The 20,074-nt window shown below is 72.7% G+C and carries 18 protein-coding genes; all 18 read right to left on the reverse strand.

Annotated elements, in window-relative coordinates:
• Positions 1 to 502: 502 nt before the first annotated feature.
• Positions 503 to 1,768 (reverse strand): tyrosine--tRNA ligase, encoded by a 1,266-nt coding sequence (tyrS, locus tag J2X64_RS18705; RefSeq protein WP_310157780.1) that lies wholly within the window; start codon positions 1,766 to 1,768, stop codon positions 503 to 505.
• A 57-nt stretch (positions 1,769 to 1,825) separates the two neighbouring features.
• Entirely contained in the window at positions 1,826 to 2,497 is a 672-nt protein-coding gene (locus tag J2X64_RS18710; protein WP_310157781.1) for a DNA-3-methyladenine glycosylase, read from the reverse strand.
• Complete coding sequence (locus J2X64_RS18715; RefSeq protein WP_310157784.1) at positions 2,461 to 3,213, reverse strand: succinate dehydrogenase/fumarate reductase iron-sulfur subunit; 753 nt, start codon at positions 3,211 to 3,213, stop codon at positions 2,461 to 2,463. The genes J2X64_RS18710 and J2X64_RS18715 overlap by 37 nt, the downstream gene beginning before the upstream one ends.
• On the reverse strand, positions 3,210 to 5,120 hold the full coding sequence (locus J2X64_RS18720) for a fumarate reductase/succinate dehydrogenase flavoprotein subunit (protein WP_310157786.1): 1,911 nt from the start codon (positions 5,118 to 5,120) through the stop codon (positions 3,210 to 3,212). Before J2X64_RS18720 ends, J2X64_RS18715 begins: the two co-directional genes overlap by 4 nt.
• 8 nt (positions 5,121 to 5,128) lie before the next feature.
• The gene (locus J2X64_RS18725; protein WP_310157788.1) at positions 5,129 to 5,941 is read right to left on the reverse strand and encodes a hypothetical protein; all 813 of its coding nucleotides are present in this window, start codon (positions 5,939 to 5,941) and stop codon (positions 5,129 to 5,131) included.
• A 1-nt stretch (position 5,942) separates the two neighbouring features.
• Positions 5,943 to 6,233 carry a hypothetical protein gene (locus J2X64_RS18730; RefSeq protein ID WP_310157790.1) on the reverse strand — a complete coding sequence of 97 codons (291 nt, stop codon included), beginning with the start codon at positions 6,231 to 6,233 and terminating at the stop codon, positions 5,943 to 5,945.
• A gap of 158 nt (positions 6,234 to 6,391) precedes the next feature.
• Positions 6,392 to 7,816 carry an argininosuccinate lyase gene (gene argH, locus J2X64_RS18735; protein WP_310157792.1) on the reverse strand — a complete coding sequence of 475 codons (1,425 nt, stop codon included), beginning with the start codon at positions 7,814 to 7,816 and terminating at the stop codon, positions 6,392 to 6,394.
• The gene (locus tag J2X64_RS18740) at positions 7,813 to 8,328 is read right to left on the reverse strand and encodes an arginine repressor (protein ID WP_310157795.1); all 516 of its coding nucleotides are present in this window, start codon (positions 8,326 to 8,328) and stop codon (positions 7,813 to 7,815) included. Before J2X64_RS18740 ends, argH begins: the two co-directional genes overlap by 4 nt.
• Before the next feature lie 43 nt (positions 8,329 to 8,371).
• Positions 8,372 to 9,310 (reverse strand): ornithine carbamoyltransferase, encoded by a 939-nt coding sequence (argF, locus tag J2X64_RS18745; protein ID WP_310157798.1) that lies wholly within the window; start codon positions 9,308 to 9,310, stop codon positions 8,372 to 8,374.
• Positions 9,307 to 10,602 carry an acetylornithine transaminase gene (locus J2X64_RS18750; RefSeq protein ID WP_310157800.1) on the reverse strand — a complete coding sequence of 432 codons (1,296 nt, stop codon included), beginning with the start codon at positions 10,600 to 10,602 and terminating at the stop codon, positions 9,307 to 9,309. The genes argF and J2X64_RS18750 overlap by 4 nt, the downstream gene beginning before the upstream one ends.
• Positions 10,602 to 11,561: an acetylglutamate kinase gene (gene argB, locus J2X64_RS18755; protein WP_310157803.1), complete on the reverse strand. Its 960-nt coding sequence runs from the start codon at positions 11,559 to 11,561 to the stop codon at positions 10,602 to 10,604. Before argB ends, J2X64_RS18750 begins: the two co-directional genes overlap by 1 nt.
• A complete protein-coding gene (gene argJ, locus J2X64_RS18760; protein WP_310157804.1) occupies positions 11,558 to 12,709 on the reverse strand; it encodes a bifunctional glutamate N-acetyltransferase/amino-acid acetyltransferase ArgJ in 1,152 nt (383 codons plus the stop codon). The genes argB and argJ overlap by 4 nt, the downstream gene beginning before the upstream one ends.
• A complete protein-coding gene (locus tag J2X64_RS18765) occupies positions 12,706 to 13,116 on the reverse strand; it encodes an ACT domain-containing protein (protein WP_310157805.1) in 411 nt (136 codons plus the stop codon). The genes argJ and J2X64_RS18765 overlap by 4 nt, the downstream gene beginning before the upstream one ends.
• On the reverse strand, positions 13,113 to 14,153 hold the full coding sequence (gene argC, locus J2X64_RS18770; protein ID WP_310157808.1) for an N-acetyl-gamma-glutamyl-phosphate reductase: 1,041 nt from the start codon (positions 14,151 to 14,153) through the stop codon (positions 13,113 to 13,115). The genes J2X64_RS18765 and argC overlap by 4 nt, the downstream gene beginning before the upstream one ends.
• Positions 14,154 to 14,258: 105 nt before the next feature.
• Positions 14,259 to 14,990, reverse strand: a complete 732-nt coding sequence (locus J2X64_RS18775) for an SDR family oxidoreductase (RefSeq protein WP_310157810.1) — start codon at positions 14,988 to 14,990, stop codon at positions 14,259 to 14,261.
• Entirely contained in the window at positions 14,987 to 17,524 is a 2,538-nt protein-coding gene (gene pheT, locus J2X64_RS18780) for a phenylalanine--tRNA ligase subunit beta (protein WP_310157811.1), read from the reverse strand. The genes J2X64_RS18775 and pheT overlap by 4 nt, the downstream gene beginning before the upstream one ends.
• On the reverse strand, positions 17,524 to 18,630 hold the full coding sequence (pheS, locus tag J2X64_RS18785; RefSeq protein ID WP_310157813.1) for a phenylalanine--tRNA ligase subunit alpha: 1,107 nt from the start codon (positions 18,628 to 18,630) through the stop codon (positions 17,524 to 17,526). The genes pheT and pheS overlap by 1 nt, the downstream gene beginning before the upstream one ends.
• Before the next feature lie 324 nt (positions 18,631 to 18,954).
• Entirely contained in the window at positions 18,955 to 20,073 is a 1,119-nt protein-coding gene (locus tag J2X64_RS18790; protein ID WP_310157815.1) for an ATP-binding protein, read from the reverse strand.
• Position 20,074: the final 1 nt, after the last annotated feature.

Below are 20,074 nucleotides of genomic sequence, written 5' to 3' on the forward strand. Positions count from 1 at the left end.
TCAATTCACTGACTGAGCAAGAACAACTAGCAATTGCTAGAAATTCATTGTCAACCAAAGGAAATTCGTTCGAAGCAACCCACAACCAAACCATCAAGTCCAGCCACGAGCCACCCCGAAACGAGGTAATTGGCATCGATTTTTGACACGCTGTTGAGTTCTCAAGGATCGGACGCGCACCTTTCGCAGACCTTGTCGGCCGGCGTCCGGGGCAACCCTTCAATCTTACGCTCTCCGTTTCCTTTTCCCAAATCCGCTTCTCGGCGGCGGGATCCGGTCTGGAGATTCCCCTTTCCTGGCCTCGGACGCGGTGAAGCGTTCGAGCAGTTCTTCGGGGGTTCCAACCCGCGGGACCGGCCTTCTTCGCGGTGGTGACCGCGGTGGTGTCCGTTCCTCCCTGTCGGGCTGACGTCGAGAACATTAGACGGGGCCTCGCCGAAAAGACAAATCCGCTGGTCAGCGCCCTGCGGCGCCGGACCAGCGGATCCGTCGGGTGTGCCCGTCAGGCGTCGGACCGGCGCCCTGCGGCGAGGGACTTGCGGCCACGGCGGAGCAGGGCGACCTTCCCGTGCAGGAAGTCCCCCTCCCCCAGCAGCTGCTCGGGGTCGGCCAGCTTGACGTTGTTGAGCGACGCTCCCCCGTCGGAGATCGCCCTGCGGGCGGCGTTGCGCGAGTCGACCAGGCCCACCGCCACCAGAGCGTCGGTGACGGAGGTGCCGACCTCCACCCGACCACCGGGCAGCTCCGCCGTGGCGTCGAGCAGCGTGCCCGCGTCGAGGGCACCCACGTCCCCCTTGCCGAAGAGCGCCTCGGACGCCGCCTGCACCGCAGCCGTCGCCTCGGGGCCGTGGACGAGGGTCGTCACGTCCGCCGCGAGGGCCTTCTGCGCCTCCCGCAGGTACGGCTTCTCGGCCAGGGACTTCTCCAGCTCGGCGACCTCCTCCTGCGTGCGGTCGGTGAAGACCTTGAGCAGGGTCACCACCGAGGCGTCCTCGACGTTGATCCAGTACTGGTAGAAGGCGTACGGGCTCGTCATCTCCGGCGACAGCCAGATGGCGTTGCCGGCGCTCTTGCCGAACTTCTCCCCCGAGCTGTCGGTGAGCAGCGGGGTCGTGAGCAGGTGCACCGACGTGCCCTCGACCCGGTGGATGAGGTCCGAGCCCGCCGTGAGGTTGCCCCACTGGTCGTTGCCGCCGGTCTGCAGCGTGCACCCGTGGTCGCGGTACAGCTGCAGGTAGTCCAGCCCCTGCAGCAGCTGGTAGCTGAACTCGGTGTAGGAGATCCCCTCGTCGGAGTTCAGCCGCGCGGCGATCGCCTCCTTCTTGACCATCTGGTTGACCCGGAAGTGCTTGCCGATGTCACGCAGGAAGTCCAGCGCCGACAGGCCCTCGGTCCAGTCGAGGTTGTTCACGAACACCGCGGGGTTGTCCCCGTCCGTCGCCAGGAACGGCCGCACCTGCCGCTGGATGTTGGCCACCCACTCGGCCGTCTGCTCCTTGGTCTTGAGCACCCGCTCCGCCGACGGCCGTGGGTCCCCGATGAGGCCGGTCGAGCCACCGACCAGGCAGATGACCCGGTGCCCGGCCCGCTGCAGGTGGCGCAGCACGACGAGCTGCACGAGGTTGCCGAAGTGCAGCGACGGGGCCGTCGGGTCGAACCCGCAATAGGCCGTGATCGGTCCGTCGCCGAGGGCCTGGCGCAGCGCGGCCTCGTCGGTGGTCTGCGCCACCAGGCCTCGCCACTGCAGCTCGTCGAGAACGTTCGTCACGGTCGTCGGTCTCCTTCGGTCGGTGCGCCGCACCGCGCGGCACGGGCCAAGCCTGCCCTATGCGCCGGGGCGGCGGCTGCGCGGTTTCGCTGCGCGGTACACCGACACGCTCGGCTCGTCGGCCAGCCAGAAGCGCCACGGGTATGCCGCGGCGTCCCCGCCGGCGCCGCTCACCCCCACCCGGGGACCGGTCCGGATGCGGCTCGCGGGCACGTGGGTCCCCGGCGCGTGGAAGGCGATCCCGCTGTCCCCGCAGGCGTCTGCGCCCGAGTGCTCGCCCCGCAGCCCGAGCGTAGTCGCCAGGCGGGCGGGGCCCCGTGTCCAGTCGCGCCGGGCGATGCCCGCACGTCGCCCGGCCGCCACCTCCTCGCCGCCCACCACCTCGCCGGCGCGCAGCAGCACCGCGCTGGCGTGCCCCTCGGTGCCCGTGACGACGTTGGCGCACCAGTGCATCCCGTAGGTGAAGTAGACGTAGAGGTGACCGGCGCGCCCGAACATCACCTGCGTGCGGGGCGTCGGCCCGCGGAAGGCGTGGGACCCGGGGTCGGACTCCCCGGCATACGCCTCGACCTCGGTGAGCCGCACGGTCACGGGCCCGACGGTGAGGAGGCTTCCGAGCAGGGCGGGGGCGACGTCGAGGACGTCCTCGGCGAAGAAGGACCGCCCGAGGCGCGGTCCCGGCCCGGGAGCGGTCAGCCCTTGCGCCGTCGGATCGTGTTGCCCAGCCACACGAGGGGATCGTAGTGGCGGTCGACGACGCGCTCCTTGAGCGGGATGAGGGCGTTGTCGGTGATCTTGATGTGCTCGGGGCAGACCTCGGTGCAGCACTTGGTGATGTTGCAGTAGCCGAGACCGTGCTTCTCGCGCGCGGCCGGCCGCCGGTCGGCGGAGTCGAGGGGGTGCATGTCGAGCTCGGCGATGCGCATGAGGAACCGGGGGCCGGAGAACGCAGCCTTGTTGTCCTCGTGGTCACGCACGACGTGGCAGACGTCCTGGCAGAGGAAGCACTCGATGCACTTGCGGAACTCCTGGCTGCGTTCGACGTCGACCTGCTGCATGCGGTACTCGCCCGGCGCCACGCCCTCCGGCGGGCTGAACGCCTGCACCTCGCGCGCCTTCTCGTAGTTGAACGACACGTCGGTGACGAGGTCCTTCTCGACGGGGAAGGTGCGCAGCGGCGTCACCGTGACGGTGTCACCCTCCTCGAACGTGCTCATCCGCGTCATGCACAGCAGCCGCGGCCGGCCGTTGACCTCAGCGGAGCACGAGCCGCACTTGCCGGCCTTGCAGTTCCAGCGGACCGCGAGGTCCGGGGCCTGGGTCGCCTGCAGCCGGTGGATGATGTCGAGGACGACCTCGCCCTCGTTGACCTCGACGGTGTAGTCCTGCAGCGCTCCCCCGTCGACGTCGCCGCGCCACACCCGGAAGCTCCCCTGGTAGCTCATGCCCCGCTCCCTCCATGCCGCTGCAGCTCGGTCTCGGTGAGGTACTTCGACAGCTCGGAGCGCTCGAACAGCTCGAGCAGGTCCTGGCGGATCTCGGGGACGGGCTGGCGCCGCATCTCGATCCGCCCGTCGTCGGTCATGGTCTCGACGAGGTTGAGCCGGCGCCACTCGGGGTCCATGGCCGGATAGTCCTCGCGCGTGTGGCCGCCGCGGGACTCGGTGCGCTCCAGGGCCGCCATCGCCACGCAGCGGCACACGGCCAGCATGTTGCGCAGGTCCATCGCGAGGTGCCAGCCCGGGTTGAACCGCCGCCCGCCGGCGACGACGACGTTGCGGGCCCGGGCGTCCAGCTCGTCGAGGACCTCGAGCGCCTCCCGGACCTCGTGCTCGCGCCGGATGATGCCGACGAGGTCGTTCATCTTCCCCTGGAGCTCGTGGTGCAGGTCGTACGGGCTCTGGCCACCGTTCTTGCCGTCGAACAGCCCGAGCGCCGCCCGCATTGCGGCCGCGACGTCGGCCTCCGCGGGGGCGGGGTGCGCGCCGCCCTCGAGTCCCCTGGCCCGCACGTGGTCGGCGGCCCCGACCCCGGCCCGCCGGCCGAACACCAGCAGGTCGGACAGGCTGTTGCCCCCCAGCCGGTTCGAGCCGTGCATGCCGCCGGCGACCTCCCCCGCGGCGAACAGCCCCGGGACGCTGGTCGCCGCGGTGTCGGCGTCGACCTCGACGCCGCCCATGACGTAGTGGCAGGTCGGGCCGACCTCCATCGGCTCGGCCGTGATGTCGACGTCGGCGAGCTCCTTGAACTGGTGGTGCATCGACGGCAGCCGCCGGATGATCTCCTCGGCCGGCAGCCGGCTCGACACGTCGAGGAAGACGCCGCCGTGGGGCGAGCCGCGCCCCTCCTTGACCTCGTTGTTGATGGCTCGCGCCACCTCGTCACGGGGCAGCAGCTCGGGCGGACGCTTGTTGTTGTCGGCGTCCTTGTACCAGCGGTCCGCCTCCTCCTCGGTGTCGGCGTACTGCGCCCGGAACACGTCGGGCACGTAGTCGAACATGAACCGCCGACCCTCGGAGTTGCGCAGCACTCCCCCGTCGCCGCGCACCGACTCGGTGACGAGGATGCCCTTCACCGAGGGCGGCCACACCATGCCGGTCGGGTGGAACTGGATGAACTCCATGTTGATGAGCGCAGCACCGGTGCGCAGGGCCAGGGCGTGGCCGTCGCCGGTGTACTCCCACGAGTTGCTGGTGACGGTGAACGACTTGCCGATCCCGCCGGTCGCGAGCACCACCGCCGGCGCGCGGAACAGCACGAAGTCGCCGCTCTCGCGCCAGTACGCCAGCGCGCCGGAGACCGCGCCCGACGCGTCCTTGAAGATGTCGGTGACCGTGCACTCGGCGAAGACCCGCAACCGTGCCTCGAAGTCGCCGGTGGCGCGCCGGTCCTCCTGCTGCAGGCTGACGATCTTCTGCTGGAGCGTGCGGATCAGCTCCAGCCCGGTGCGGTCGCCGACGTGGGCCAGGCGCGGGTACTCGTGCCCGCCGAAGTTGCGCTGGCTGATCTTGCCCTCGGGGGTGCGGTCGAACAGCGCACCGTACGTCTCGAGCTCCCACACCCGCTGCGGTGCCTCCTTGGCGTGCAGCTCGGCCATGCGCGGGTTGTTGAGGAACTTGCCGCCGCGCATGGTGTCGCGGAAGTGGACCTCCCAGTTGTCCTTGGGGTTCGCGTTGCCCATCGACGCGGCGATGCCGCCCTCGGCCATGACGGTGTGCGCCTTGCCGAACAGGCTCTTGCACACGACGGCCGTGCGCAGCCCCTGCTCGCGCGCCTCGATGGCGGCGCGCAGGCCGGCGCCACCGGCACCGATGACGAGGACGTCGACGTCGTGCGTCTCGAGGTCGGTCACGTGGCTCCTCAGTTGAGAATGCGCAGGTCGGAGATGGTGCCGGACGACACGAGCGCGATGTACGCGTCGGTGACGACGAGGCTGCCGAGGGTGATCCAGGCGAACTGCATGTGACGGGCGTTGAGCCTGCCGACGAAGCCCCAGGCCTTGTAGCGCAACGGGTGCCTGGAGAAGTGGTTGAGCCGGCCGCCGACGATGTTGCGGCAGGAGTGGCAGCCCAGGGTGTAGCACCACAGGAGCACGACGTTGGCGAGCAGGATGAGCGTCCCGAGCCCGATGCCGAAGCCGCCGTCCTTGCCGCGGAAGGCGTGCAGCACGTCGTAGGTGTTGATGAGGCTGACGAGGACGGCCGCGTAGAAGAAGTACCGGTGCAGGTTCTGCGCGATGAGCGGGAACCGCGTCTCGCCGGAGTACTCGCGGTGCGCCTCGGGGACCGCACACGCCGGCGGGGACAGCCAGAACGAGCGGTAGTACGCCTTGCGGTAGTAGTAGCAGGTGAGCCGGAACAGCAGCAGGAACGGCAGCGTCAGCACCGCGAACGGGATGAGCGGCGGCCACTGGCCGAACGGCGTGCCGAAGTGTGTCGAGCCCGGCACGCACGAGGTCGACAGGCACGGCGACGCGAACGGCGTGAGGTAGCCGTAGTCGGCGACGAAGTAGTCCTTCTGCATCGAGGCCCTGATGAGTCCGTAGAGCAGCCAGGCCGTGAAGCAGACGAAGGTCACGAGCGGCTGGAGCCACCACCGGTCCTCGCGCAGGGTGCGGGCGGTGATGCGGGCGCGTCCGGGGGCGTGGACGCCTCCGCTGAAGGGTGCGGTCACGTCACTGGCCCCGGCGGTAGCCGACGCCCTCGTCCTCGACGTCCGACCACATCGCGGGGTCGTAGTCCTCGTCCGGGATGAACACGATCTCGCCCGGTCCGCCGGCACGGTCCTGGGAGCCGACCCCGGCGCCGCGCGCCACGAGGTCGACGTCGTCGGCGAGCCGCACGACGTCGTCGCGCAGCCGCTGGATGTCGATGGTGTTGCCGAGCTCCTTGGACAGGGCTGTCACCGCTCGTCGCAGGCCTGCCACGTGCCCTGCCGCCGCGGTGAGGTCGTCGCTGACACCCATGCCGTCATCCCTTCGAACGCCGGAGCGGGTCGACTGTGACCCACGTCACCGAACCTAGCGAATGCGCGGTCCGATGTCCCGCATCCGGAGCATCCGGTATGCCGGGGGCGCACCTGCGAGGGCGCCGGCGTCCTGCGTCGGCGCCACGTCCAGCGGTGTCAGCGCACCTCGACGGGCCGGTCGGCCCAGGCGCGTGCCCGGACGACGGCCTCGGCGAGCCGCTCCCTCTGCTCTGCCACGCGGGCCGGTGCCGTGCCTCCCTTGGCGTCACGGGAGGCGAGCGACCCCTCGACGGTGAGCACGCTGCGTACACCCGGGGTGAGGTGGGGCGAGATGGCGGCGAGGTCCTCGTCGGTGAGGTCCCACAGCTCGATGCCACGCTGCTCGCAGGCGCGCACGCAGGCACCGGCCACCTCGTGGGCGACCCGGAAGGGCACGCCCCCGCGCACCAGCCACTCGGCCACGTCGGTCGCGAGCGAGAAGCCCTGCGGCGCCAGGGAGGCGAGCCGGTCGGCGTCGAAGACCATGGTGTCGACCATGCCGCTGAACGCGGGCAGGAGGACCTCGAGGGTGTCGACCGCGTCGAAGACCGGCTCCTTGTCCTCCTGCAGGTCGCGGTTGTACGCGAGCGGCAGCGACTTCAGCGTCGTGAGGAGGCCGGCGAGGTCGCCGACGAGCCGCCCGGCCTTGCCGCGGGCCAGCTCGGCGACGTCGGGGTTCTTCTTCTGCGGCATGATGCTCGACCCGGTCGAGTAGGCGTCGTCGAGCGTGACGAAGGAGAACTCCTTGGTCGCCCAGAGGACGACCTCCTCGGCGAGACGCGAGACGTCGACGGCCGTCATGGCCGAGACGAAGGCGAACTCGGCGACGAAGTCGCGCGACGCGGTGCCGTCGATGGAGTTCTCGACGGAGGTGTCGAAGCCGAGGTCCGCGGCGACGGCCTCGGGGTCGAGGCCGAGCGACGACCCTGCGAGGGCGCCCGAGCCGTAGGGCGACACCGCCGCGCGGACGTCCCAGTCCTGCAGCCGCTGCACGTCGCGCAGCAGGGCCCATCCGTGGGCGAGCAGGTGGTGCGCGAGCAGCACCGGCTGCGCGTGCTGGAGGTGCGTGCGGCCGGGCATCGCGGTGTCGGGGTGCCGCTGCGCCTGCGACAGCAGCGCGTCGACGACGTCGAGGACGAGGGCTGCGACGGAGCGGGCGTGGTCGCGCAGGTACATGCGGAACAGCGTGGCGACCTGGTCGTTGCGCGAGCGCCCGGCCCGCAGGCGTCCGCCGACGTCCGCCCCGGCTCGCTCGATCAGCCCGCGCTCCAGCGCGGTGTGGACGTCCTCGTCGTCGGCGGCCGGTACGAAGGCGCCCGACTCGACGTCGGCGGCCAGCCGGGCCAGCGCGTCCAGCATCGCCTCGAGCGAGGCGTCGTCGAGCAGCCCGGCAGCGTGCAGCACGCGGGCGTGGGCGCGGGACCCGGCCAGGTCGTACGGCGCGAGCCGCCAGTCGAAGTGCGTCGACTTGCTCAGGGCGGCCAGCGCGTCGGCCGGGCCTCCCGCGAAGCGTCCGCCCCAGAGGCTGACCCGCTCGTTCACCGCTGCTCCTCGTTCGTCGTGGTGCCCGCCAGCGCGAGCAGGTGGTCGGCGATCCGCCGCGAGGCGGCCGTGCCGGTCGTGATGACCATGATGGTGTCGTCCCCGGCGATGGTGCCGAGCAGCCCCTCGATGCGTGCGTGGTCGATGGCCGAGGCGAGGAAGCTCGCCGCCCCGGGAGGGGTCCGCAGGACGACGAGGTTGTGCGACGGCTCGGCCGTCACGAGCAGCTCGGAGCAGACGCGGCGCAGCCGGGTGCTCACGGCCTGCGACCCCTGGGCGGGGCGGGCCGTGGGGTCGCCGCCCTCCCCCGGCACGGCATACACGAGCGCGCGGCCCGCGCGGACCTTGACGGCTCCGAGCTCGACGAGGTCGCGCGACAGGGTCGCCTGGGTGACCTCGACGCCGTCCTGGGCGAGCAGGTCGAGCAGCTCGGTCTGCGAGCGGACCTCGGTGCGCCCCAGGATCTCGACGATGCGCTGGTGCCTAGCGGTCCGGGTGCCGGCGATGCTCACCGGCGCCCCACGACGGGTCCGGCCACGTACCGGCGGCGCATGGTCACGCGGACTCCTCGACGAGGAAGGACAGCAGGGCCTTCTGGGCGTGCAGGCGGTTCTCCGCCTCGTCCCACACGACGGACTGCGGACCGTCGATGACGGCGGCCTCGACCTCGAAGCCGCGGTAGGCGGGCAGGCAGTGCAGGAAGATCGCGTCGGCGTCGGCCTGAGCCATCAGCGACTCCGTCACGGCGAACGGGACGAACGGGCTGGCGCTGCCCTGCCGCTCGCCCTTCTGCGCCTCCATGCCCATCGACACCCACGTGTCGGTGACGACGACGTCGGCCCCGGCCACGGCCGCACCGGCGTCGTCCACCACCGCCACCGAGCCGCCCTGCTCGGCGGCGACCTCCTCGGCCCGGGCCAGGATGGCGGCCTGGGGCTGGTGCGACGCGGGGGTGCCAACGCGAACGTGCATGCCGGCCAGCGCGCAGCCCAGCAGGTAGGAGTGGGCCATGTTGTTCGCGCCGTCACCGACGTAGGCCAGGGTCAGCCCGGCGAGCACGCCCTTGCGCTCGTTGACGGTCAGCAGGTCGGCGAGGATCTGGCAGGGGTGGAAGTCGTCGGTGAGGGCGTTCACGACCGGGACCCCGGCGAACGCGGCCATCTCCTCGATCCGGTCCTGGCCGTAGGTGCGCCACACGATCGCGGCGGACTGGCGGCCGAGGACGCGCGCGGTGTCGGCGACCGACTCGCGGACCCCGATCTGCGCCAGGGTGCCGTCGACGACGAGCGGGTGGCCGCCCAGCTGGGCGATGGCGCCCGTGAAGGACACCTGCGTGCGCAGCGTCGGCTTGTCGAAGACGACCGAGACGACCTGCGGGCCGGCCAGGCTCTGCCGCGAGAAGGGGGCTGCCTTGAGCTCGGCCGCGCGCGCGAGGACCAGCGCCTGCTCCTCGGCGCTGAGGTCGTCGTCGCGCAGGAAGTGGCGGAGGGTCACGCGGTCTCCTTCGGGGTCGTGCCGGCCGGGTTCGTGCCGGCCGGGTTCGTGCCGGCCGGGTTCGTGCCGGCCGGGTTCGTGCCGGCCGGGGTCGCGCCGGCCGGGGTGGACGCGGCGTCGAGGAAGGCGGGCAGGGCGGCGACGAACAGGTCGACCTGCTCGGTGGTGATGACGAGGGGTGGCGCCAGCCGCAGGGCGTTCGGGGCCACGGGGTTGACGATGAACCCGCCCTCGCGGGCTGCCGCGGCGACGGCGGGCGCGACGTCCGCGGCGAGGGTGATGGCCCGCAGCAGTCCTGCACCCCGGACCCCCGTGACGAGGGGGTGGCCGAGGCCGGTCACGGCCTCGGCGAGGTGCTCGCCGACCTCGCGGACGTGAGCGAGCAGGCCCTGCGACTCGATCGTCTCCAGGACGGCGAGCCCGGCCGCGGCCGCCAGCGGGTTGCCGCCGAACGTCGAGCCGTGCTGGCCGACGGTGAGCATCCCCGACACCTCGCGCCCGAAGGTGACCAGCGCCCCGATCGGCACTCCCCCGCCGAGTCCCTTGGCCAGCGTCATCGCGTCGGGGACGATCCCCGCCTGCTGGAACGCGAACCAGGTGCCCGTGCGGCCGACCCCCGTCTGGATCTCGTCCACCACGAGCAGCGCACCGTGGGCGGTGGTGAGCTCGCGGGCAAGGCGCAGGTATGCCGGACCGGGGCTCAGGACGCCGGCCTCACCCTGCACGGGCTCGAGGACGACGGCGGCCGTCTCGTCGGTGACCGCCGCGCGAAGGGCGTCCTCGTCGCCGTAGGGCACGTGCGTGACGCCGGGGATCAGCGGCTCGAACGGCTCGCGGTAGGCGGCCTTGTGCGTGAGGGCGAGGGCCCCGGTGGTGCGGCCGTGGAAGGCGCCCTCGGCCGCGACGATGCCCGAGCGACCGGTGCGGCGGGAGAGCTTGATCGCGGCCTCGATGGCCTCGGCACCGGAGTTGGCGAAGAAGACCGCGGACCCCTCGGGCGCCTCGGCGACCTGCAGGATCCGCTCGGCCAGCTCGACCTGGGCAGGGGAGGTGAACAGGTTGGAGACGTGGATCGCCTCGGCCGCCTGCTTGCTCACGGCGGCGACCAGCGCCGGGTGGCCGTGGCCGAGGGCGTTGACGGCGATGCCGCCGACGAGGTCGAGGTAGCGGTTGCCGTCGACGTCCCAGACCCAGCAGCCGTCGCCGTGCGACAGCACCAGCGGCGGCCGGCCGAAGACGCCGAGGACCGAGCGCTGGTAGCGGTCGAGGAGCGCGTCGTTGTGGGTGCCCATCAGGACCTCTCCTCGTCGGGGACGATCATCGTGCCGATGCCCTCGGAGGTGAACACCTCGAGCAGCAGCGAGTGCGGCTGGCGGCCGTCGACCACGTGGGCCTGCGGGACGCCCTGCTCGACCGCGCGCACGCACGCCTCGAGCTTGGGGATCATGCCGGCGTCGACGCGGCTCAGCAGCTCCTTGGCGCCGCTCACGGTCAGCGAGGACAGCAGCGAGTCCCGGTCCGGCCACGCGGCGTACACGCCCTCGACGTCGGTGAGGACGACGAGCTTGCGCGCCCGCAGCGCCACCGCGAGCGCCGCGGCGGCGGTGTCGGCGTTGATGTTGAGGACCTGGCCGTCGACGTCGAGGTCGGGCGCCACGGTCGAGACGACCGGGATGCGCCCGGCGTCGAGGATGTCCTGCACCGCGCCGGGGTCGACCTCGACGACGTCGCCGACGAGCCCGAGGTCGACGTCCTCGCCGTCGACGGTGGTCCCCCGGCGGCGGGCGCCGAACAGGCCGGCGTCCTCCCCCGAGAGCCCGACGGCGACCGGGCCGTGCTGGTTGAGCAGCCCGACGAGCTCACGGCCGACCTGCCCGGTGAGGACCATGCGCACGACGTCCATGACCTCGGGCGTCGTCACCCGCAGCCCGCCACGGAACTCGCTCTCGAGACCGAGGCGGTCGAGCATCGAGGCGATCTGCGGACCGCCGCCGTGCACGACCACCGGCCGCAGCCCGGCATACCGCAGGAACGCCACGTCCTGGGCGAAGGCGGCCTTGAGGGTGTCGTCGGTCATGGCGTTGCCGCCGTACTTGACCACGACGAGGGCACCGCGGAAGCGCTCGAGCCACGGCAGGGCCTCGACCAGGGTCTGGGCCTTGCCCTGGGCGACGCGCAGGGCGGCGGCGCCGATGTGGCCGCGGACGGTGTTGGCGGTCCGGGGGCCTGCGGGGGGCTGGGTCGCGGTCATGTGGAGTAGGCCGAGTTCTCGTGGACGTAGTCGTGCGTGAGGTCGTTGGTCCAGATCGTCGCGGTCTCGTCGCCGGCGTGCAGGTCGACGAGCACGTGCACCTCGCGGCCGGTGAGGTCGACGAGGGAGCGGTCCTCGCCGACACCGCCGGCGCGGCACACCTGCACGCCGTTGATCGTGACGTCGAGCTCGTGCGGCTCGAAGGCCGCGCGGGTCGTGCCGACCGCGGCGAGCACGCGCCCCCAGTTGGGGTCGTTGCCGAAGACCGCGCACTTGAACAGGTTGTTCCGGGCGACCGCGCGCCCGACCTCGAGGGCGTCCTCGACGGACGCGGCCCCCGTGACCTCGATCGCGATGTCGTGGTGGGCGCCCTCGGCGTCGGCGACGAGCTGGCGGGCCAGGGATGCGCACACCTCGGTGACGGCCGCGGTGAGGTCCTCGATCGACGGGCGCTCCCCCGAGGCGCCGGACGCCATGAGCAGCACGGTGTCGTTGGTGGACTGGCACCCGTCGGAGTCGACCCGGTCGAAGCTGACGGCGGTGGCGGTACGCAGCACACCGTCGAGCTCGCCCGGCTCGACCACCGCGTCGGTCGTGACGACGACGAGCATCGTCGCCAGCGCCGGCGCGAGCATCCCCGCGCCCTTGGCCATCCCGCCGACGGACCAGCCGTCGCGGGTGGCCGTGGCCTGCTTGTGGACGGTGTCGGTCGTCCTGATGGCGACCGCCGCGTCCTCGCCGCCGTCCGCGGACAGGGCCGCCGCCGCGGCGTCGACCCCGGTCAGGACCTTGGGCATGGGCAGCAGCTCGCCGATGAGGCCGGTCGAGCAGACGACGACGTCGCCGGCGGAGGTGTCGAGCGCCTCGGCGACGTGCTCGGCCGTCGCGTGGGTGTCGGCGAACCCCTGCGGGCCGGTGCACGCGTTGGCCCCGCCGGAGTTGAGCACCACGGCGTCGACCCGGCCGTCGCTGACGACCTGCCGGGACCAGGTCACCGGCGCGGCCTCGACCCGGTTGCTCGTGAAGACCGCGGCTGCGTGGTGGTCGGGGCCGTCGTTGACGACGAGCGCGAGGTCGGGCGCTCCGGACGCCTTGAGCCCGGCGGTGACCCCGGCCGCGCGGAAGCCGCGGGGCGCGGTGACGCTCACGACGCACCTCCGGAGAGCCTGGCCGGTGCGGCGGTGTTGCCGTCGCGCTTCCACAGGGCCATCGCCTCGTCGGCGTGCTGGGCGTCGACGAGGATCCAGTCGGTGTCGAAGGTCGACATCGCCAGGATGCTGATCCCCTGGGTGGCCAGCGGGTCGAGCAGCCCGGCGAGGACACCGACGGTCGAGAAGTCGAGCGGACCGGCGATCTCGAACGCCGTCAGCGGTCCCTGGGCGCGGGCACCCGCCGGGACCGCGTCGTGCGCGCACACGACCGAGGTCTCGCTGTCGGTGTACGTGACGGACGCCAGCGGCCCGGTGCGCCAGTCGAAGTCGGGCTCGGTGCCGGCCGGCAGGCGGACGAACGCCACCTCGACCGCGTGCCTCATCAGGTGCAACGGAAGGCTCATGGTGCGACTCCAGCGATGGGAAGCCCGGTGGTCTCGGGGAGGTCCAGGGCGAGGTTGGTGCACTGCACGGCCGCTCCGGCGGTGCCCTTGGTCAGGTTGTCCACCGCGGCGACGACCACGACCCGGCCGACGCGCTCGTCCAGCGTCACCTGGACGTGGACGCAGTTGCTGCCCAGGACGCTCGCCGTGGAGGGCCACTGCCCCTCGGGGAGCACGTGGACGAACGGCTCGTCGGCATACGCCTCCACCCAGGCCGCCCGCACGGACTGCGCGGACGCGCCGCCCGCGACGGGAGCGGTGCAGGTGGCCAGGATGCCGCGCGGCATCGGCGCGAGCGTCGGCGTGAACGAGACGGTGACGTCGTCGCCGGCCACGCCGCGCAGGTTCTGCTCGATCTCCGGCGTGTGCCGGTGCACCCCTCCGACGCCGTACGGCGACATCGCCCCCATCACCTCGCTGCCGAGCAGGTGCGGCTTGGCGGACTTGCCGGCGCCGGACGTTCCCGAGGCCGCGACGACGACCACGTCGTGGGGTGCCAGCACCCCGGCTGCGTAGCCGGGCGCGAGCGCCAGGCTCACCGCGGTCGGGTAGCACCCCGGCACGGCAACCCGCGGGGTGCCCACAAGGGCCGCGCGCTGCTTGCCCCCGGGGACGCACAGCTCGGGCATGCCGTATTCCCACGAGCCCGCCCAGGGCGTGTCGTAGAAGGTCGTCCAGGCCTCGGCGTCCCGGAGGCGGAAGTCGGCGCCGCAGTCGACGACGACCACGTCATCCGGAAGCTCGGCGGCGATGCGGGCGGAGTGGCCGTGCGGGAGGGCCAGCACGACGACGTCGTGACCGGCGAGGGTCTCGGCCGTCGTGTCCTCGACGACCCGGTCGGCCAGCGGCGTCAGGTGCGGGTGGATCGTGCCCAGGCGCTGACCGGCGCTCGAGGCGGCCGTGACCGCACCCACCTCCAGCTCGGGGTGGCCGAGCAGCAACCGCAGGACCTCGCCCCCGGCATACCCGCTCGCCCCGGCAACCGCCACTCTCCGCATGTGCATGAACATACACGGTTACGGATGCCCATGCACGACCATCCGAAGTCCGGACAACCACGCTCGGGGGCGGGCCGAGGCGGCCCGGGCCGGAGCTCTCAGGGGTCAGGTCAACGGGTCGTCGTCGCCCCAGCGCAGGAGGCCCAGGGTCCGGTCCCCCTCGCCGATGCCCCGCTCGGCCCGAGCCTGCAGCGACTCGACCGTGTCGACCCCGGCCCGCACCATGCGGCCCGACCACGCGTCGAGCCGCCCGTCCGCCAGGGCGAGGAGCAGGGCGGTGACCTCCTGCGGCGAGGTCCACTCGGTGCGGTCCTCGTGCGCCTTCATGGCCAGCGTCATGTCGGTCCGGACGACCCCCGGCGCGAGGTCGAAGGCCCTGACGCCGTGCTGGCCGCCGATGCCGGTGGCCGCGGTCAGCCGGGCGAGCGCGCCCTTGCTGACGTTGTAGGCCGTCGCGATGTCGTAGTTGCGGTACGCGGCACCGGAGTTGATGTTGACGATCCGTCCGCCCGTCGCGGCGAGGTGCGGCAGGGCGGTGCGCGTCATGAGGTACGGGCCACGCACGTTGACCTCGATCGTGTGCCACCACTGCTCGGGGTCGCTGTCGGCGAGCGGCACCTCCGCGTCGATGACCCCGGCGTTGTTGACGAGCAGGTCGAGCCGCCCGTGCCGCGCCACCACGTCGGCCACCCACCGCTCGACGGCCGCCCGGTCGGTCACCGGCGCCACGGCGGTGGAGCCGCGCTCGACGACCCACCCGGCCGCCTCGAGCGCGTCCGCGACGTGGCTGCCGATGCCCCGGGAGGCGCCGGTGACGACCGCGACGCGAGCGCTCACCGCTGCACCGCCCCCGTGCGGCTCGACGCCTCGGCCACGGCGGCGTCGCGCAGGGCGGACACCTCGTCGGTCGTGAGGGTGCGGGCCGTCGGGCGGAAGGTGAGCCGGTAGGCGAGGGACTTGCGCCCGTCACCCACCTGCTCGCCCCGGTAGACGTCGAACAGCCGGAGCGACTCCAGGTCCGCACCGGCGCCGACCGACAGGGCCGACTCGACGTCGGCTGCGGGGACCGTCTCGTCGACGACCAGTGCCACGTCGGTGTGCGCCACGGGGAACGTCGACAGGGCCGTCGCGCCGTGCGGCGTGCCGCTCGCGGCGACGAGGACGTCGACGTCGAGCTCGCCGGCCACCGTGCGGGCCGGGAGCTCCAGCGCCGCGACGACCTTGGGGTGCAGCTCGCCGGCGTGGCCGACGACCGTGCCGTCCTCGAGTAGGAGCTCGGCGCAGCGTCCCGGGTGCCATGGCGCGCGCTCGGCCGCACGTACCCGCAGGTCGAGCCCGAGGGCCTGCCCCAGGGCCAGGGCCCAGGCCACGGCGTCCGAGGTGTCGACCGGGCGGGCCGGCCCCCAGGGGCCACCCCGCTCGGCGTCGCCGGCGGCGGCGTACGCCACGTGCCGCGGCTGGTCGGGCACCGCACCGGTGATCGCTGCGAGGGTGGCGTCGTCGGGTCGCGACTCCGTCGCGGGGACCGGGGCCGACAACGGGGCCTCGGGGGCCTGTGTCACGAGCCCCATCTCGTACACCGCGGCGTCGCGCGTGCCGCGGGCGACGTTGCGCCGCAGCGTGTCGAGCAGGGAGTCCAGGACCGACGTGCGCATCAGCGGCGCCTCGTCCGACAGCGGGTTCGCCAGCCGGACGGCGCGCCGGCGGGGGTCGTCCGCGGCATACGCCAGCGCGTCGAAGAGCCCGGGCGCGACGAACGGGTAGCTGAGTACCTCGGTCAGCCCCTGGTGCGCGAGGGTCGTCGCGACGAGGCGACGGACGCGCTGGCCGTGGGTGAGGCCGCGGCCCGCGGACTTCGGCTGCGGCAGGACCGACGGGATCTGGTCGTAGCCGCGCACGCGGGCGACCTCCTCGACCAGCTCCGGGCCGTCGGTGAGGTCGGGCCGCCACGACGGCGCTCGCACCACCACGGTGTCGCCGTTGCCCTGCTCCACCTCGCAACCGATCGCGGCGAGGGTCGCCAGGACCTCCTCGCGGGGGTACTCGAGGCCGACGTAGCGGGTCGGCAGGGTGGTGTCGAAGTCGAACGGCTCGCGGGCCACCCGGTGGTCGACGTCGGTGTGTGCCGGGTCGGCCGTGCCGCCACCGTGCTCGACGAGCAGGTCGACGGCCAGCTGCGCCGCCGCGGCCGTCACGTCCGGGTCGACGCCGCGCTCGAACCGGCGCGAGGCCTCGGTGGTGAGCCGGTGCCGACGGGCGGACCGGGCGACGGTGACCGGGTCGAAGTGCGCCGCCTCGACGAGCACGTTCGTCGTGCTGGCGGAGACCTCCGAGGAGGCGCCACCCATGACGCCCGCGATCGCGAGCGGGGTGTCGGCGCCGTCGACGATGAGCAGGTCCTCGGGGTCGAGCGCGCGCTCGACGTCGTCGAGGGTGGTGAGCTTCTCCCCCGCCCGGGCGCGGCGCGTGCCGACCGAGCCCGACAGGGTGTCGAGGTCGAACGCGTGGAGGGGCTGGCCGAGCAGCATCATCACGTAGTTCGTGACGTCGACGGCCAGGGAGATGGGCCGCATGCCGACCTGGGTGAGCCGCTTCTGCATCCACTGCGGGCTCGACGCCGAGGTGTCGACCCCGCGGACGACGCGCGCGATGTAGCGGTCGCAGCCCTCGCGGCCGTCGATCGGCGCCTCGTCGGTGAGGTGCACGGCATACCCGCCCTCGCCCGGCTCGGCCACGTCGAGGTCGGCCGGGTCGCGGAAGGCGACGCCCTCGGACAGGGCGTACTCGCGGGCGATGCCGCGCATCGAGAAGCAGTACCCGCGGTCGGGGGTGACGTTGACCTCGACGACCTCGTCGGCGAGGCCGAGCAGGGCGATCGCGTCGTCCCCCGGCTTCAGGTCGGCCGCGGCCTCGTCGCCGAGCAGCTCCGACAGCACGATGATCCCGCTGTGGTCCTCGCCGAGGCCCAGCTCCTTGGCGGAGCAGATCATGCCGTTGCTGACGTGGCCGTAGGTCCTGCGAGCGGAGATCTCGAAGCCGCCGGGCAGCACCCCGCCGGGCAGCACCACCACGACGAGGTCGCCGGGACCGAAGTTGTGGGCGCCGCAGACGATCTCCTGGGCCTTGCCCTCGGCAAGGCGCTGGCCGTGCTCGCCGACGTCGACGGTGCACCAGTTGATCGTCTTGCCGTTCTTCTGCGGCTCGGGCTCGACGGTCAGGACGCGACCGACGACGAGCGGCCCGGAGATGTCGCCACCGTGCAGCCCCTCCTCCTCGAGACCGACCCGCACGAGCGACGCGGCGACGTCGGCGCCGGTGGCGTCGGCGGGCACGTCGGTGAGCTCGCGCAGCCAGGACACGGGCGCGTACATCAGATCTCCATTCCGAACTGCTGGGAGAACCGCACGTCTCCCTCGACGATGTCGTGCATGTCGGCGACGTTGTGCCGCAGCATCAGCGAGCGCTCCACGCCGAGGCCGAAGGCGAAGCCGGTGTAGCGGTCGGTGTCGACGCCGGCGGCGCGCAGGACCCGCTGGTTGACCATGCCGGAGCCGCCGAGCTCGATCCACCCGGTGCCGCCGCAGGTGCGGCAGGAGGCGCCGTCGAGCGTCCCGGATCCACCGCAGACCCAGCAGCGGCAGTCGATCTCGGCGCTCGGCTCCGTGAACGGGAAGTAGTTGGGGCGCAGGCGCGTCTCGATGCCGTCACCGAAGAGCCGCTGCACGAACGCGTCGAGCGTGCCCTTGAGGTGCGCCATCGTGATGCCCTCGTCGACGACGAGCCCCTCGAACTGGTGGAAGACCGGGGTGTGGGTCGCGTCGAGGTCGTCGGTGCGGAACACCTTGCCGGGGCACAGGACGTAGACCGGCGGCTCGTGGGTGAGCATCGTGCGGACCTGCACGGGCGAGGTGTGGGTCCGCAGGACCAGCCCCGAGCCCGCGGGCTCGACGAAGAAGGTGTCCTGCTCCTGGCGGGCCGGGTGGTCGGCGCCGATGTTCAGGGCGTCGAAGTTCAGCCACTCGGCCTCGACCTCGGGCCCCTCGGCGATCTCCCAGCCCATGGCCACGAAGATGTCCTCGACCCGCTCGGAGACGAGGCTGATCGGGTGGCGCGCGCCGAGCGGGCGGCGCGGCACGCGGACGGTGACGTCGACGGCCTCCTCGACGAGGATGCGCTCGTCCCGCTCCGCCTCGAGCTCGGCCTGCCGGGCCGCCAGCGCCTGCCCCACGCGACCGCGCGCCTGGCCGACGCGCTTGCCTGCCTCGGCCTTGGCGCTCGGCGGCAGGGCGCCGATCTCGCGGTTGGCCAGGGCCAGGGCGCTCTTCTCCCCCTGGTGGGCAAGGCGGGCCGCCTTGAGCTCCTCCAGGGTGCCGGCGGCCGCGATGGCGGCGAGGGCCTCGTCCACGGCCTGCTCGACGGCCGCCGGGTCCAGCGCGGCCACCTCGACGGGGTCGTACTGCTTGTTGGGTCCGGACATGTCCTTCATCTCTGCTGGGGGCGCGGCTCCCCGAGTCTAGGGGCGCCCGCGCGCGACCTTCCCACGTGGGGCGGGTGGTGGAGGTGCCTTCGGAGGCGGCCGCCAGACGGCGGCGAGGTGTGCCGGGGAGCTGCCGCGCGGGGTACCGCGGGACGGTGGTGGGGCGCCCTCAGCGCAGCACGACGGCCGCGTCCGAAGGCGCGGTAAATCGCATCGTGCGGCCGGTCATGGCACCAGCGTGGCGCGAGACCGCAGCGAGCCGCAACCGCGTTCCACGGGCAGGGACCCGCGACCGTCCTCCGGCGAGGTGCTCGGGCGAACCACTCAGGCGAGGTACTCGGGCGCGGTCGAGGGCAGGCTGAGCCGGAACTGCGCCCCACCCGACGGCGCGGTGCCGACCACGACCCGACCGCCGTGCGCCTCGACCAGGCCACGGACGACGTAGAGCCCCAGGCCGGTGCTCCCCCGGCCCGAGCCGTGCCAGAACCGGCTGAACACCAGGGCTCGGTGGTCCTCCGGGATGCCCGGGCCCTCGTCGCTGACGACGATCTCGACGCCCTCCTCGCCCCGGCCCTTGGCCACCATCGCGGCCCGGGCGTCGGCGTCGGCGGGGACGGCGGACAGGGTGACCACGCCGTCGCCGTGGCGGACGGCGTTCTCGAGCAGGTTGGACAGGATCTGGTCGAGCCGGTCGGGGTCGGCCCACACCTCGGGCAGGTCCTCGGCGACCTCGATCGCGAACCGGTCGCGCTCCAGGCCGCTGGCCACCGCCCGCTCCACGTGCCGGTGGAACACCGACGAGACGTCGAGCGGCAGCGGCCGGATCTGCAGCCGGCCGGAGTCGATGCGGGACACGTCGAGCAGCTCGGTGATGAGCCGGGTGACGCGGTCGGCATCGGCCTCGATCGTCTCGAGCATGAGCCGCTTCTGCTCGTCGGTGAACCGGTCCCAGCGACGTAGCAGGGTCGAGGAGAACCCCTTGACGCTGGTCAGGGGCGAGCGGAGCTCGTGCGCGACGGTGGAGATGACGGCGGCGTTCTCGGCCTCCTGGCGACGCCGGTAGAGGGCGTCGCGCATGAGGATGTTGACCCGGTTCACGGGCTCGTTGCGCCCGGGGCGCAGGTACTTGGCGGTTACGAGGACCTCGCGGCCGTTGTGCCGGAGCATGAGCATCTTCTCGCGGTGGCCGGTGCGGATCCGCAGCCCGCCCCACGGGTTCGTGGTCTCCCACCACGAGCTGCCGTCGCTGTCCTGCAGGTCGACCGCCTCGCGGATGTCGGCGCCCACGAGCTCCTCGCGCGGACGGCCCAGGATGCGGCCGGCCCGGCTGTTGAGGAACAGGATCCGGGCGTCGGCGTCCGCGGCGACCAGCCCGTCGGGGATCAGCTCGGCTGCGATGCCTGCGGACTCGTTGTCCATGAGCATCCCGGGCGTGAACTCCATG

The sequence above is a fragment of the Phycicoccus sp. 3266 genome, from assembly GCF_031456495.1.
Classification (GTDB): domain Bacteria; phylum Actinomycetota; class Actinomycetes; order Actinomycetales; family Dermatophilaceae; genus Pedococcus.